Genomic DNA, 15,098 nt, shown 5'->3' on the forward strand with positions numbered 1-15,098 from the left:
CCCATACCGAACTCCGAAGTGAAACGACTCAGCGCCGATGGTAGTGTGGGGCTTCCCCATGTGAGAGTAGGTCATCGCCAAGCGCCTAATACGAGAAGGCCCCAGTCATGCGACTGGGGCCTTTTTTTATCGCTGACGGTTGGTGTCGGTCCGGCATGGAGCCGGAAATTTCTAACTGAGAGTGGTTCTGAAATCGGGGAGGGGGCAGGTCACAACCTCGCAGGGACTGACCTGCTTCCCAATCGTAAACGGGCCGGGAGTTTCCCCGGTTCGGCTTTACCCGTTATGTGAGTTTTTAGTTTACAGGGTTTTGTCGTTGCGGCTTTCGTAGTTGCGGATGATGGTGGTGACATTGCGGGAATCCACGCCGTGACGCAGGAGTAGTTTCAGCAGTTGCTCGTGCTGTTGGTGATAGGCGATTTTAAGCAGGGTATTACCGTTCTTGTCCTTTGCATTCAGGTTGGCGCCGGCTTCAACAACCCGCTTTATTCGTGGCCAGTGCGCGTCGATATCGGCAAGCGCGGCCAGTAATAAGGCGGTGCGTCCTTGGCTGTCACGCGCGTCAAGGTCGATTCCGTGGTTGACCAAGGCTACGGTGTTCTGAGTGTCCGTCGTGATGGCGTAGTGCAGCGCAGTCATCTCATCCCGAGCGCGTCGGTTGACGTCGGCGCCGGCATCAAGCAGCGCATTCAGAATCTCAGCACTGCCGGGGTAGCGGCTGGCAGACAGCAGTGGTGTCTGTAACGTGCGATCCACCGCATGGACATCGGCTCGGAGGCGGATCAGTGTGCGCAAGGCCTGCAGCGAACCGGCACGACTGGCCCGATGGAGAGCGGTGCGTTTCAGGTAGTCGCGGGCTTCCAAGTTGGCGCCGGCCCGGTGCAGCATCAGCACCAGTTGCTGTTGATTGCGCTCAGCGGCAAGGTGCAGTGGTGTGGCACCATGATCGCTACTGGACTTCGCTTCCAGCGGCGCTCGTTTGGAAAGCAGGTATGCCAGACTCTGTTCGCTGCCGTGAAAGGCTGCCTGGTGCATCAGTGTTCTTCCCGACTCAGTCGCGATCTCGAACAGCTGCTTGGGGTCTCCGCAGCTGAGCAGCGGCGCGCTGTTATCGTTCGCTACCGCTTTCAGCAGGGTTTTCGTGGGGCAAGAACGGGTAGAAACGGTTGATGCTACAGGATCAATGGGTGCTGCGTGTGACTCGGTGGTCGGCGCTGCAGCGGTGGTCGCGATGGCCCGTTGTTGTTGGTTATGCAGTTCGTCGCTAATTTCGCCCTGCTGACGTTGGATGCATTCTCGGGTGTAGATCACTTTGCCTTCGATGCGGCAGGGCGTGAGCGCAAAGGCGGGCGTGGCAAGTCCCCCAATCAGAATCAGTACCGGCAAAGTTCGCAGATGCATCGTTATACAGTGTTGGCGTCGTGCTTGTAGAGTTGGCGATCCAGTCGTTCCCGAATCAGGCGGATGTGAAGCCGCAGGTTGTATTGTGCATCCGCATAGGATTTCGGCACAGTGACGTGCATCACGTCTTGCTCAATTTCGTCCAGTTCACTCACTAACTGGTGACTCTGCTCTCGGGTGGCGGCCTGGCTTACCCGGAAATCGAGGTCGCGTAGCTGGTCGTACCAGCGGTAGATGCGCGAGCGAACCCGCCAACGGTAGGTAGGAGGCAGAATCTTCATCAACGGAATCATCAAGGTTACCAGCGGCAGGATCATTACGATCAGGCGGTCGATCAGGTTGGCGGCCCAGAACGGAAGATAACGCTGTAAAAATGGCGTGCCGCGTTTATAAAAACGTTCGGCATCATCGTTAAGGGGGAAATCAACGTACTGCGGAGAGGGAAACTCGCCGCGATTAGCGAACAGGGTTCGGCCCCCATGAGTTTTTGCTGCTGCCTGGAGCAGCAAAGAGGTGAGCGCGGGGTGAAATTCCTCGTTGGTGACCAAGGTTGCTGCGGGGGCGACAAGCTTGATCGCGCGCCGAGGAATGTTGCGTTCCAGATCGATAGATCCTTCCGGTAGCTCCAGTGCGGAGAGGAAATCAAAACGCCGTGCATAGGCTTGGGCGCGACTAAAACTGACTGGACGCACCTGGTCGTTTTCCAGTAGTTGGCGTATCAACGCTGATTTGGGGCTGGTGACGGCAAACAGCGCATCGATTTCACCCGCGAGCAGAGCTTTCGCCGCGGGTTGTCCTGACAGTTCGAATAGAGGAGTGTTTGTTGCCTCGATCCCGTTGGCTTTGAGTAGTTGCAACGCGAAGGCGCGGGTACCGCTACCTTGAGGCCCGATGGCGAGGCGTAAACCCTTTAAGCTGGTCAGGCGGTCGGTTTGCTGCTCACTGCGGACAAACACCCACAAGGGTTCGAAATACATGCTGCCCAGAGAAAGCAGGCCCGGGAAGGCATCACTATCGCCCAACCCGCCTTGTACAAAGGCAATCTCCACTTTATTGCTATTGAGCAGGCCTAGATTGGCCAGGCTGCCGCTGGTTTCAATGACTTCAAGAGATATGCGATCTTGCGCCAGTTGCTCGGCATAGGCGGTGGCGAACTGATAATAGGCATTGCCCGCACTTCCGGTTGCGATGCGGATATGGTCTGGCGGGGCAGGCTTAACGAACTGATACGCGAGTACAAAGCCGAAGATTACGATCAGCGCGCCAGCACCGTAAACCATCCAGCTTTCTTTGTGCGCTGATGTTTTGAGGGTCATGTGAGCTTTCCCGTACAAATGGATACGGGAATTATCAGTGCTGTGTCGCCAAACTCAAGCGTTGATGGCGATCATTACGACCAAGGATAAAAAAAGCCGCTCCAGAGAGCGGCTTTTTCAAAGCTGATTAGCGCTTAGGAGAACAGGTGCTTAACGCCGTCACGCTCTTCTTTCAGCTCCTGCTCGGTCGCAGTCATCTTCTCGCGGCTGAAGTCGCTGATTTCCAGTCCCTGTACGATTTCGTACTTGCCACCTTTACAGGTGACCGGGTAGGAGTAGATCAGCCCTTCTTCGATGCCGTAGCTGCCATCGGACGGGATCGCCATGCTGACCCAATCGCCTTCTGCGGTGCCCAGAGCCCAGTCGCGCATGTGCTCAACTGCTGCGTTGGCGGCAGACGCTGCGGAAGACAGACCGCGAGCTTTGATGATCGCCGCGCCGCGCTGCTGTACTTCAGGGATAAAGGTTTCTTTGTACCAGCTGTCTTCAACCAGACCGGTAGCGGCTTCACCGGCAACGGTGGTGTTGCTGATGTCCGGGTACTGGGTAGCAGAGTGGTTACCCCAGATGGTGACTTTCTTGACGTCGGTGACGTGCTTGCCGGTCTTGTTGGCCAGCTGGGCTGCAGCACGGTTGTGGTCCAGACGAGTCATAGCAGTGAACTGCTTGGGATCCAGGTCCGGAGCGTTCTGCTGCGCAATCAGGGCGTTGGTGTTGGCGGGGTTGCCGACAACCAGAACTTTAACGTCACGGCTGGCGTGGTCGTTCAACGCCTTGCCCTGTACGGAGAAGATCGCTGCGTTGGCTTCCAGCAGGTCCTTGCGTTCCATGCCCGGGCCTCGGGGACGAGCACCAACCAGCAGCGCGTAGTCAGCATCTTTGAACGCAACATTGGCGTCGTCGCTCATGACGATGCCTTGGAGCAGAGGGAACGCGCAATCTTCGAGTTCCATGGCAACGCCTTTCAGCGCGTCCAGAGCAGGCGTGATCTCCAGCAGTTGCAGGATAACAGGCTGATCGTTGCCCAGCATCTGGCCGGAAGCGATGCGAATCAACAGAGAGTAGCTGATCTGACCAGCAGCACCGGTGACTGCGACGCGAACAGGTTGTTTCATGGAATATCCCCTTTGCGTTGAATGTTAAGAGCACGGAGAGGTCCGGCCCCAAAAAAACGTGGCGCGATTATAGCAGTATTGCCAAAGCCGAAGCCACGACCAGAGTGGGGCCTTACTACCAATGGTGTAGTCAGGTAGAGGAAGCCGGCGGTGCCTCGAAACGGCCGACAAGTGCTTCGTTTCCCGGCGCCGGGCGAAGGGGAATGTTGAAGCTCAACAGTAGCGAGATCGCGGCCATAAACGCCCCGCAGAGGAAAACGGTCGCCGGGGACTGCAGCCAGATCAAGCCAAAAAGGACCGGGATAACGACCGCCGCAATGTGGTTGATAGTGAAACTGACTCCTGCGGTAGCAGCGATATCTTGCGGGTCGGCGATCTTCTGAAAATAGGTTTTCATGGCGATGGCCATGACGAAGAACAGGTTGTCAATGACATACAGTACAGCAGCGGTTTCGGCACTGTTTGCCAATGCGTAACCACTGAATACAGCGATCAAACCGCTGTATTCGAGCATTAGCGCGCGCCGCTCGCCCAGTCGCTGAACCAGCCTCCCCAGCCGCGGCGCCAGCAGCAGGTTCAGTGCCTGGTTGGCCAGAAACAGGAGGCTGATAGCGGCGACTGAGTAATGAAACTTCTCCACCATCAGAAAACCGGCGAACACGATAAAAATCTGGCGGCGCGCGCCGCTCATGAATGTCAGCGCATAATAGAGCCAGTAACGCCGGCGCAGCAGGAGCTTACGGTGCTGGACGGCGGGTTGAGTAAAACGCGGAAACGCACGCCAAAGATAAAACACAAGGGTGCAACTGATACTGCCAGCAAGCAGGTAGATCCAGTGATAGGCCACCTCGAACAGTTCGAACAGCAGCCAGATGGTGGCGAAGGTTGACAATGAAGCCGCCGCTTTGGCGGCGATAACCCGCCCCATAAATACCGCCGTATGCTGCTTGGGCAGCCACTGCAAGGTCAGTGATGATTGCAGGGTCTCGTAATAGTGGAAACCGATCGACATCAGTACTGTGGTGGCATATAGCCCGTAGGTGGTAGGTAGCATGCCGGTGATGGCTACTCCCACTGCCAGGGTTGCCAGCGCCAGCAAGGCCAGGGTTTGCTCCAGCAGAATCAGCAGTAGAAATACCGCGGTGAAGGCGAGGAACCCCGGCACTTCCCTCAGGCTTTGCAGAATGCCAATCTCCGCACCTGTGAACGCGGCGTGCTCAATGGCGAAATTGTTCAGCAGCGTCTGCCAGGTGGCAAAGGCGATGGTGGCTGCGACCGCCATCAGGGTCAAGAATCGCTCGGGCGTCTTGGGCATGGCATCAGGAGGCATCATCGCGCGTGCCGGCAAGTACCATCCCGGCCCTGGGCCAGGATGGACGGGGATTACTTGAGATCAAGAGCCAGACGGAAGCCCCAGGTGTTGCGGCTGGCATTGGGCGGATGGCGGTAGCGGCTGGCGGAACGGATCAACCGGCCGATGTCATACCAGGAGCCGCCACGCATGACCCGCAGGTTGCAGAGCCCGACGTCCCAGCTGGAACCGTCGGATGGCGCCTGAATGTAGTTTTCGTTATAGCAGTCGGATACCCACTCGTAGACGTTGCCGTTCATGTCATAGAGGCCGAAGGGATTGGGCTTGAAAGACCCCACCGGAGCCGATTTTTTGCCGTCCCAGAGACTGCCGCATTCGTCACAGTTGGCGTTGCCGCGGCCTACATCTTCGCCCCACCAGAACGGCGTATCGGTGCCAGCTCTTGCTGCATACTCCCACTCTGCCTCGGTGGGGAGTCGATAGTCGAGACCTGTCTGCTTGCGCAACCAATAGGTATAGGCATTGGCATCGTTCCAGCTGATGTTGATCACCGGCCGGTTTCCACGCCCCCAGCCCTCATCATCTGGAAGCGGGCGATCCGTGGAGAGTGCGAACAGGTCGTAGTCGGCGAAGGTCACTTCGTGCTGAGAGAGCGCAAACGGCTTGCTGATCTTGACCGGGTGCACCGGTTGTTCATTGTCGTCGCCGTTGCGGTCCTGATCGCCCATCAGGTAGGTGCCGGCAGGCAGAACCACCATGTTGGGGCCAAACACTTCTGGCATGATTTCGTCTTTGAACACGGCACCTGGTAGAAACGCCGAGGCCTGCTGTTCCTGCTGGTACTGGTGATCGGTGGCTACGTCTGCCGGGCTTCCTGGCACTTGCTGATCTTCGACCCGATCGCGCGAGAGACGGACCTTGTAGCCCTCCACCTGCTTGCCCAGCGCCTGCACTAGTTGGGCGTCATCGGTCAGACTTTTGAGCTCGGCAAAGTAGCGGTTCAGCGCCACTTTATTTTCCGGTGTCGGTGGTTGCGCCGTCAGGTTATGGATGGCCCCCAGAGCCTTAAGCAGCTGCTCGTCATGGCTGCGATATTGGTTGGTGGCCACCAGATAGCCGATGACCAGTCCGAGGGCGAACATGGTGCTGGCGGTGATCAGCATCCTTGAGGCTCCGCTGGCGGCAGGTTCCCGGGGCGCGGAGGCGCGTAACACGGACTCCGGAACAGCCTCTGCCCGTTCGCTGGTGTCGGGTTCCTCCGGTTCTGGCCGGTTACCCGTTGCCACCGGCGTAACCGGTTTGGAAGGGAACAGCGCATTGGTCAGTTCAACCGCACTCAGGGGGCGGTCGCCGGGGCTGGCACTCAGCGCCGGGCGTAGGGTTTGCCACTGCTCTTCGGACATCTTTTTAGGTGCAGGCAGGGTATCTGCCTCGCGGTCGTCCACCGGCAGTTCGGGCGGGAAGGGGGGGAATCCGCTGAACAGCTGGTACGCTATACAGGCAAAGGCGTAAATATCTACCGTGGTGGGTAGCGGTACGCTGATAAAAGATTCCGGCGCGTGAAATTCGCTGTTAAGAATTCGGTGGCCGTCAGCCTGTATTTTCTGCAACAGCGGCTGGCGGAAGGCAAAGTTAACCAGTTTGACCCCGCTATCGTGGGTGATGATCACGTTCCAGGGCGTCAGGTCACCGTGACTTATTTTCTGTGTGGTCGCGTAGTCAATCGCCTGCGCAATCTGGCTCAGAATGATTCGTGACTTCTCTACACTCAGCTGCTGGTAGCCGTCTTCCATCAGGATGCGGGCAAGACTGCGGGTTGTGACCGGCTCCATCGCAACGAACAACCACCCTTCGCGGCTCTGAAAGTAGCCATAGGTCTTGGCGATATGCTTGTGTTTGAGTTGCTTGCACTGGGTAACCAGAGCCTTGAATGCGTTCAGGGTGTGATCGTCTTGAAGTAGCTTCGGGTTGACGATCTCCAACGCGGCTTTTTCGGCGCGGGTGCTCTCGGTGGCCGTCGACAGGTCGTCGGCGTGCCAGACTTGGCCGATGGGGCTGTTACTTACCGGTTTTATCAGGCGGAACTGGCGGTGTTCGGGCCCAATGACCAACCCTTTTTTTAACATCGAGAAATCAAGCGTGACTGCGTCCGTCATGTAACAAGTGCTCTCCGTGGCCGAGCCAAATCGATTGGCTTAATAGTAGCTTACCCGCGCCCAACGCTATGGAAAGGGGGCAATTAAACCGTCATCAGCGGTGCAAAGGATTTCACCAGCTCATCCACCGCCTTCATCTGTTGCAGGTATGGTTCCAGTTTGTCCAGCGGCAGGGCACAGGGACCGTCACACTTGGCCTGATCCGGATCTGGGTGTGCTTCAAGGAATAGGCCCGCAATTCCCTGCGACATGCCGGCGCGCGCCAGCTCGGTGGCCAGGGCGCGGCGGCCGTCAGCGGAGTCGGCCCGGCCCCCCGGCATCTGCAGCGCATGGGTGGCATCGAATATTACCGGATATCCGAACTCCTTCATCACCGAAAACGCCAGCATATCGACCACCAGATTGTTATAGCCGAAGCTACTGCCGCGCTCACACAGCATCAGGCGATTGTTGCCGGCCTGCTCGCACTTGGTGAGAATGTGGCGCATCTCTTGCGGTGCCAGGAACTGCGCCTTTTTGATATTGATGGCGGCGCCGGTTCGGGCCATGGCCACCACCAGATCTGTCTGGCGAGAGAGAAACGCGGGCAGTTGCAGGATATCGGCAACTTCTGCGGCGGGGGCAGCCTGACAGGGCTCGTGAATGTCGGTGATGACCGGTACCTTAAAGGTTTGCTTGATCTCCTGCAGCAATTTAAGCCCTTCATCGAGCCCGGGGCCCCTGAATGAGGAAATGGAGGAGCGGTTAGCTTTGTCGAACGAGGCTTTGAACACGTAGGGTATTGCCAGGCGTTGGGTTACCTCAACGTAGTGTTCGGCAACGCGCAAGGCCATATCCCGCGATTCCAGCACATTCATGCCACCGAATAGTGCAAACGGACGGTTGTTGGCGATTTCGAGGGAGCCGACATTGACGGTGTTCTGGGTCATCTGGTGTCTCGCTGGGGCTAACGGATGTTGAAGTCCGCATTATACCAACCGTGACGGGGGGGGATAGTTCAGGCGGGAAATTGTTCAGCGAAACGATCGATCCACTCCAGCGCGGCCGCGTTACCGCCGAGCTGGCGCCCTTCGGTGCGGCTGACGAGGCGGCTGTAGCTGTTGATATGGCAGAGCTGCTCCATCATGCGGACGGCAAAGGCCTGCTGCTGGTCCAGAAAGTGAAGTTCGAACCGGTAGCCGTCGTCATCCAGTTCGCACTCGACGACCAAGGCCAAGGCGCTGGTTTGCTGCTGAAAGGCTGAAATCGTGACTTCGACCAGGCTGCCTGGGCGATGGGGTATGCACCAACGGCAGCGTAGTCCGCCATAGGTTTGTTCCGCAGCCGATACCGGATCCTGTAAGCAAGGGGTCAGGCAGATAACCGCTTGGGGAGGGTGGTCGATCAGTTGAGTGTGTTGTTTCACGGCCCTATCCTCGTACAGTGGATTGGCGTCTTGATCGGGTTATCGGCCAGCGGAAGCACCGAATAAGGTTTTTCTATGGGTGGTATAAGCAACAACAGTTCCAATGTGGAAAAAATCCCGACCGTGCGCATTAGTTTTTGCTGTAACCGCCAGACCGCGCGTTGGCAGGCGGATCATCAATCAAACAGGAGGAGAGTTCGGTGAGCGCCGATAGTGAATCAGCCCCCGGGCAGGGGCAGGATCTTGCCGCTGTGGCCAAGGAAGCGGGAGAGTTTGCCGATCGTTTTAACTCGGTACTGCTGGGGGCGGTGGGGAACGATGGGTATCCGGTGATGGGATACGCACCCTGCGTGCGCGACGACCAGCGCCACTATTTTCTGCTGGTCAGTGATCTGGCCGCGCATACGGCCGCGTTGCTGCAGCAGCAACAGGCGGAGCTGTTGTGGATCGAAGAGGAGGTAAAGGCCCGCAATCCCTTTGCCCGGCGTCGGTTGACGATGCGCTGTAAGGTGGCCGCGGTTAACCGTAGCAGCGGGTTGTATGAGCAGCGGCTAATCCAATTGCAGCAACGCTTTGGTGAAACCGTGGCGGTACTGCGCGGGTTGGCGGATTTCCGCCTGCTGCAGCTGACGCCGGTGGCCGGACGTTATGTTGTCGGTTTCGGGCGGGCGTATGCGATAGCCCCGCAGCAGGGGGGATGGCTGGCGAGCGGTCCCCTGCGCCCTGCGACTGATCCCGATTAGAACAGGTAAAACAGGAATCCGGTCGCTGCTGCGGTCAACACCGCCATGCCGGTGCTGAACAGGCGAAAACGCTTGGCCAGGCGTTTTTGGCTATGGGTCGACAGGATAAAGGGATAGCGGCGGTCGGGCATGCGGCTGAGTACGTTGACCGCTGGTGTCTTGGCTAGTTTGTCCCGCTGTTTGTCCGCCTCGCGTTCCGCCGCCCGGCGGACGGCGTCCCACTCCTGCATATCGATTTTTCCGTCGCCATCGGCGTCAAACCGTTGTAGCAGCGCGTTGTAATCCTGCTTCCAGTGGCGGATGACTTCGCCAACCTGTTGTTGCGTGGTCGGCAGATTGCGGCCTCCGCCGACTGTATGAAAATTGCCCAGCGCGTAGATGGTTTCGTGGGGCATGATCAGTTCTTCAATATAGCGGTAACGATCGTTGGTAAAGGTGGAGAAAAAACTGCTGTTGGTACTGAAAGCGGGAATGGCGTCGTGGCCATACCAGGTGCGCTTATGCTCGGTGATCACATCGGCGCTGTCGGGATCGACCACACAGGTGCCAGTGCCATCGTTGATCTGGAACCAGGCATCGCTGGTTCCCTGGCGTACGGTTTGCCAACTGCCTTTCTTACCCGATTCCCGATAGCGCTGGACTTTGTAGCGGTACCAGACGCAGGAATACTGGGACAGTGGCGCCACCAGTTCGCCGGCCTCGCCACCGATGACCGGGCCGACCAGTTCCACATAGCCCTGGGCGGCCGAGCGAATTTTGGAGGTGGGGGTATCTTCAATAATCCGCGCGCGCTTTAGGTAGTAGAACGCCATAAACAGCAGCACCAGCGCCACAATGGCACTGATCACCATGGCTGCCGTCAGCTCGCCGCTACTGAGTGACGCCTTCCAAGATGCGAGAGCGTTCATGAAAACAGCGCTTTCATATCAACGTCTGCTTTCTCCGCTTCACTGAACTCCAGCAGGTCGGCTGCCCGGAAGCCCATTTTCCGGGCCACGATCACGTCCGGGAACTGTTCGATACGCACATTCAGCAGATTGACCGATTCGTTGTAAAACTCGCGGCGGTCGGCGATATCCTGCTCCAGCCCGGTGATGCGACTCTGCAGGTGCTGGAACGAGTCATTGGCTTTCAGGTCCGGGTAATCTTCGGCCAGTGCAAACAGGTTACCCAGACCGATTCGCAGCTGGGTTTCCGCTGCTCCCAATGCTTTCATGTCGGCGGACTGGCGGGCGTCAGACACTGCCGAACGCGCCTTGATGATCGCTTCCAGTGCGTCTTTCTCGTAGCCCATGTACTGCTTGCAGGTTTCCACCAGCTTGGGCAGTTCATCGTGCCGTTGCTTGAGCAGCACGTCGATGTTGGCCCAAGCTTTGGAAACGTTATGCTTGAGCTGAACCAGCGCGTTGTAGATGGTGATGAAGTACACCACTACAACTGCAAGGGTGGCGAGAATCACCAGCGTAGAGATATCCATGGGGCTGCTCCGTCGTCGTTCCGTGAAGGCCATAATCTAACCTGATGCGGGAACAGCATCCAGTGACACAGGTCAGGCCTGTGCTCGGAGCGGGGTTCAATGACGATGAAGGTGGATAGAAAAGCTGGTGGTGAGGGGTGGATTCGAACCACCGAAGCTCGCGCGTCAGATTTACAGTCTGATCCCTTTGGCCACTCGGGAACCTCACCGGGGGCGCCCATGGTAGAAAGGATGCCCACGGTTGTAAAGTGCCTCGACGGTGCCAACGTGGGCGAGATTGCTTTGTTGGCGCAAGCCCGCTTTACTGACAAGCCATCTTTCTGTTACTCGGAGCGTGCGTGACCCGTTGGCTTGACTCGTTACCTCAGCTCAAAGCGCTCACCATCTTCGGCCTGCTGGTACTGCTAACGCTGGCCGTCACCTGGCAGGTGGAGCGCTACCGCTATGACCGTGGTTTGCAGCAACTGCATCAAGCGGGTGAAAACCGACTGTTGTTTCATATCTCCGGGATGCGACGCAATCTCAATCGTACCCGTGCCATGCCGTTTGCGCTGGCCCAGAATCCCGACGTGATCCACCTGCTGGAGTCGCCGCAAACGGCAGATTCCAAACCCGTTGATCTGTTTTTGGAACAGATCAATCAAGTGGCAGCTACACGTCGCTGGGAGGTGCTTGATCTGCAGGCGCGGATCGTCGCCAGCAGCGACTGGCGCGAACGGCGTAATGGACGAGAAGCATTTTACCCCGGCGCGCAGTTCTTCGAGCAGGCGATTCAGGGTGAACGCGGCGGCTATTTCGAGGCTCGGGGCGTAAATGGGCTGCCGATCTACCTGTTGTCGGCACCCATCTACGGTCGCGGCGGGCTGGCCGGCGTGGGGTTGGTGACCCTTGATCTGGGGCGGCTGGAGCAGAGTTGGACCGCCACCGACGAGACCGTGCTGGTCAGTGATCGCGACGCCTTGGTGTTTTTGACCAATAGTGACGGCTGGCGCTATCACCTTCTCCCTCTTGAGGGGCGCAGCGTACGAATCGGTCCCGAGCGTCGCAGTGATCTGCGTGGCCATCGTCGCGAGTTGCAGGACGGCACCCGGGTGGTGCTGCTCGATAGCCCGGCAGGACCGACCTACCTGATGCAGTCGGTGTGGCTTGACGACCTTGAGTGGCAGGTGCACCTGCTGACTGACCTCGGCCCATTGTTGCGGAGTCAGCGCTCGCTGGTGCTATTTTGTCTGGGCGGTGGGCTGGCGTTCTGTCTGCTGGCTTTGTTACTGCGTGAACGGTTGCTGAAGAACCGCCTGCATGCGGAAGCGGACGCCTTGCGTCTGCGCAATGAGGCGCAGCAACGGGCGATCATCGGTAGCACTCAGGTCGGGCTGATCACCCTCGATCAGCGCGGTCGGGTACGGAGCATCAATCCGGAAGCGATGACCCAGTTCGGGGTGCATGGCAATCTGATTGAGGGTCGGCCGGTGACGGCGTTGCTGGCCACGGCCGATGGCCCGGAATCGCTGCGCAGCTTTTTCAATACTCTGGATGCAGACGACGCGCCGCGAGCGGTCAAGGCGGTTGAGGGGCGGGCGTTACGTGGTGACGGTAGCGAGTTTCCCGCGCTGCTGTCGATTAATCCCCTGGCCTGGGAGGATGGCGACGGGTACCTGGTCACGGTAGTCGATATCAGCCGGCGCAAACGGGCTGAGCAGGCGCTACAACGTGCCAACGACGTGCTGGAACAGCGGGTTCAGGAGCGGACCGCGGCCTTGCGCGAAGCGCAGAAAGAGCTGATCCAGCAGAGTAAGCTGGCATCGCTCGGTACCATGTCGGCGGCGATTGCCCATGAACTCAATCAGCCGTTGACGGCGATTCAGACGTCGCTGTCCAGCACCCGCCTGCTGTTGCAGCGTGGTGCTGGCGAACAGGTCGAGCGCCAGCTGGAGCGGATCGCCGCGATGACCGAGCGGATGGCCACGATCAGTGGCCAGCTGAAAGTGTTCGCCCATAAGCGGGTTGACCGGTTTGAGGCGGTATCCGCGCGCAAGGTATTAAAGCAGGTACTGGAACTGATGCAGGAGCGGCTGCGCTCCGGGCGGGTTAGCGTGTTGTGGCAGGGTGAGGCTGATTTAACCCTCTATGCCGACGAGCCGCGGGTGGAGCAGGTGCTGGTCAACCTGGTCCGCAACGCCCTGGATGCGATGGCGGACAACCCCGGTGGACAGTTGACGCTGCGGCTGGAAGGCACTGCTGGGCGGGGCCAGATTGCGATTTATGATCAGGGAGCGGGGCTCAGTGAGGAGGTACTGGAGCACCTGTTTGACCCTTTCTTTACCACCAAGGATGTGGGTGAGGGCCTGGGACTGGGGTTATCGATAAGTTACGGTATCGTGCGCGACCTGGATGGTCAGATCCGGGCAGAAAACCACCCGCAGGGGGCCTGCTTCACTATCGATCTGCCGTTATATCCGGCGCAATCCGACTTGAATGGGAGTGATCAATGATAACCGGGCGTGGCCATATTCTGCTGGTGGATGATGATGCGGAGGTCCGTGAGGCGGCCAGCGAATGGCTGCAGCTGGCGGGCTTTGAGGTGGAAGCCTTTGCCGACCCGCGGCAGATCCCGGAGCGGATCACTCCGGACTACCCGGGGATTCTGATCAGTGATGTGCGCATGCCGCACCTCGACGGTCAGCAGTTGCTGCAGGCGGTGCTGGCCATAGCGCCGGAACTGCCGGTGATCCTGATCACCGGACACGGCAGCGTCGACATGGCAGTGGCGACATTGCGCGATGGTGCGTACGACTTTATTGAAAAACCCTACAACCCGGAGCGCCTGATCGAGCGGATAAACCGCGCGCTGGAGAAGCGCCGCTTGACCTTGGAAAACCTGCGGTTGCAGGCGCGCCTCAGTGCACGCGGCGGATTAGAGAACCGCTTGATCGGCGTGTCGCCGGCGATGGTGCGCCTGCGAGCCGATATCGAGCGTCTGGCCGCCATTGATGCCAACCTGATCATCCATGGAGAGACCGGTAGCGGTAAAGAGCTGGTGGCCACCTGCTTGCACCAGCTCAGCGATCGCCGCCGCCAGCCGTTTGTGCCACTCAATTGCGGCGCGATTCCCGAATCCCTGTTTGAGAGCGAGCTGTTTGGTCACGAAGCGGGCGCGTTTACCGGAGCCAGCAAGCGCCGCATCGGCAAGTACGAGTATGCCGACGGCGGCACCTTGTTTATGGACGAGATCGAAAGCATGCCGCTGAATCTGCAGGTGAAGGTATTGCGCACCCTGCAGGAGGGCGTCGTCGAACGGCTGGGGGATAATCGCGTCCACGCTGTTGATGTGCGGGTGCTGGCCGCAACCAAGATGGAGCTACGGGGTAACGACGCCTTTCGTCAGGACCTCTATTACCGCCTCAATCTGGGTGAGATCCGCATTCCCGCCCTACGTGAGCGGCGTGAGGATATTCCGCTGCTGTTTGATCACTGGGTTGCCGAGAGTGCCCGGGAACATCAGCGGGAGCCGCGCCGGCTGTCGGAATATGAGCGCCGCACGCTGGAGCGCTATCACTGGCCCGGCAACGTGCGCGAGTTACGCAACGTAGCGCTGCGTTACAGCCTCGATGCCGCTGCGGGCCTGAACGACCTGTTGGGGTTGGCTCCGCCGCCCAGCGCACCGGTGAACAACCTGACCGGCGCGTCGTTGTCCGATCAGCTGCAGGCGTTCGAAGTGCAGGTGATCAAAAGCTCGTTGCAGCGGCATCAGGGTAATGTGCAGGCGGTGCTGGACGAGCTTGACCTGCCGCGCCGCACCCTGAATCAAAAGATGCAGAAGTACGGTATCCAGCGCGGCGACTTTACCGATTGACGCTTGGCGGTGCACGCCCCGGTGGCTGCGCACTCGCTCGCCGCCGGTGCTCCAAACAGGCAAAAAATCGCCGATGACCAGGGTGACAGGAGACGGAGCGGCGTTTGGGTGGCCTCGGTTGGGTGGTTTGGTAACAGCGGTGGGGCGATAAGCCATTTTTTGCCGATAGCTCCCGAGAACCTTCGGCATAATCTTGCGCATGGGGTGTGTAAGCTCTTTCCAGTTTTAATAAAAACAATCTCTTATCAGGTTTTTTAGTGTTGGCACCCGGCTTGCTATAGCTCTGATCAGTACGCCATAACAATAAAACTCGATACGAG

The 15,098-nt window shown here is 58.6% G+C and carries 12 protein-coding genes, 1 tRNA gene and 1 rRNA gene; 4 read left to right on the forward strand and 10 right to left on the reverse strand.

The features are described 5' to 3' along the window. Nucleotides 1–83 (forward strand): 5S ribosomal RNA (gene rrf / locus JJQ76_RS06855); the annotation flags it as partial. 217 nt (nt 84–300) lie between these two features. Here the strand turns inward: rrf and JJQ76_RS06860 are convergent. From JJQ76_RS06860 to JJQ76_RS06890, 7 genes are all read right to left on the reverse strand, one after another. After that, nucleotides 301–1,401, reverse strand: a complete 1,101-nt coding sequence (locus JJQ76_RS06860) for an ankyrin repeat domain-containing protein (protein WP_210395995.1) — start codon at nt 1,399–1,401, stop codon at nt 301–303. A gap of 2 nt (nt 1,402–1,403) precedes the next feature. Next, nucleotides 1,404–2,717, reverse strand: a complete 1,314-nt coding sequence (locus JJQ76_RS06865) for a TAXI family TRAP transporter solute-binding subunit (protein WP_210395996.1) — start codon at nt 2,715–2,717, stop codon at nt 1,404–1,406. A 134-nt stretch (nt 2,718–2,851) separates the two neighbouring features. Next, entirely contained in the window at nt 2,852–3,832 is a 981-nt protein-coding gene (locus JJQ76_RS06870; protein ID WP_210395997.1) for a malate dehydrogenase, read from the reverse strand. A 130-nt stretch (nt 3,833–3,962) separates the two neighbouring features. Beyond that, nucleotides 3,963–5,165: an MFS transporter gene (locus JJQ76_RS06875; protein ID WP_246480447.1), complete on the reverse strand. Its 1,203-nt coding sequence runs from the start codon at nt 5,163–5,165 to the stop codon at nt 3,963–3,965. Between the two features lie 50 nt (nt 5,166–5,215). Continuing rightward, nucleotides 5,216–7,300 carry an SUMF1/EgtB/PvdO family nonheme iron enzyme gene (locus tag JJQ76_RS06880; RefSeq protein WP_210396003.1) on the reverse strand — a complete coding sequence of 695 codons (2,085 nt, stop codon included), beginning with the start codon at nt 7,298–7,300 and terminating at the stop codon, nt 5,216–5,218. A gap of 83 nt (nt 7,301–7,383) precedes the next feature. After that, the gene (gene kdsA, locus JJQ76_RS06885) at nt 7,384–8,229 is read right to left on the reverse strand and encodes a 3-deoxy-8-phosphooctulonate synthase (protein ID WP_210396005.1); all 846 of its coding nucleotides are present in this window, start codon (nt 8,227–8,229) and stop codon (nt 7,384–7,386) included. 68 nt (nt 8,230–8,297) lie between these two features. Continuing rightward, nucleotides 8,298–8,705, reverse strand: a complete 408-nt coding sequence (locus JJQ76_RS06890) for a hypothetical protein (protein ID WP_210396007.1) — start codon at nt 8,703–8,705, stop codon at nt 8,298–8,300. Nucleotides 8,706–8,905: 200 nt separating this feature from the next. Here JJQ76_RS06890 and JJQ76_RS06895 point away from each other — a divergent pair, with 200 nt between their 5' ends. Beyond that, nucleotides 8,906–9,448 carry a pyridoxamine 5'-phosphate oxidase family protein gene (locus tag JJQ76_RS06895; protein WP_210396009.1) on the forward strand — a complete coding sequence of 181 codons (543 nt, stop codon included), beginning with the start codon at nt 8,906–8,908 and terminating at the stop codon, nt 9,446–9,448. On the opposite strand, the gene JJQ76_RS06900 is transcribed toward JJQ76_RS06895, so the two are convergent. The 3 genes from JJQ76_RS06900 to JJQ76_RS06910 form a co-directional block, all read right to left on the reverse strand. After that, a complete protein-coding gene (locus JJQ76_RS06900) occupies nt 9,445–10,356 on the reverse strand; it encodes a GIDE domain-containing protein (RefSeq protein WP_210396011.1) in 912 nt (303 codons plus the stop codon). The two genes, JJQ76_RS06895 and JJQ76_RS06900, sit on opposite strands and share 4 nt — an antisense overlap. Next, on the reverse strand, nt 10,353–10,925 hold the full coding sequence (locus JJQ76_RS06905) for a LemA family protein (protein WP_210396013.1): 573 nt from the start codon (nt 10,923–10,925) through the stop codon (nt 10,353–10,355). The genes JJQ76_RS06900 and JJQ76_RS06905 overlap by 4 nt, the downstream gene beginning before the upstream one ends. Before the next feature lie 125 nt (nt 10,926–11,050). Beyond that, nucleotides 11,051–11,134, reverse strand: a tRNA-Tyr gene (locus JJQ76_RS06910). Nucleotides 11,135–11,263: 129 nt separating this feature from the next. Between JJQ76_RS06910 and JJQ76_RS18210 the strand changes: the two genes are divergently transcribed. Both JJQ76_RS18210 and JJQ76_RS06920 read left to right on the forward strand, forming a co-directional pair. Continuing rightward, on the forward strand, nt 11,264–13,417 hold the full coding sequence (locus JJQ76_RS18210; RefSeq protein ID WP_210396015.1) for a sensor histidine kinase: 2,154 nt from the start codon (nt 11,264–11,266) through the stop codon (nt 13,415–13,417). Further along, nucleotides 13,414–14,778 (forward strand): sigma-54-dependent transcriptional regulator, encoded by a 1,365-nt coding sequence (locus JJQ76_RS06920; protein WP_210396017.1) that lies wholly within the window; start codon nt 13,414–13,416, stop codon nt 14,776–14,778. The genes JJQ76_RS18210 and JJQ76_RS06920 overlap by 4 nt, the downstream gene beginning before the upstream one ends. Nucleotides 14,779–15,098: the final 320 nt, after the last annotated feature.

It is taken from the genome of Motiliproteus sediminis, assembly GCF_017912535.1.
Taxonomy (GTDB): Bacteria; Pseudomonadota; Gammaproteobacteria; order Pseudomonadales; family Balneatricaceae; genus Motiliproteus; species Motiliproteus sediminis.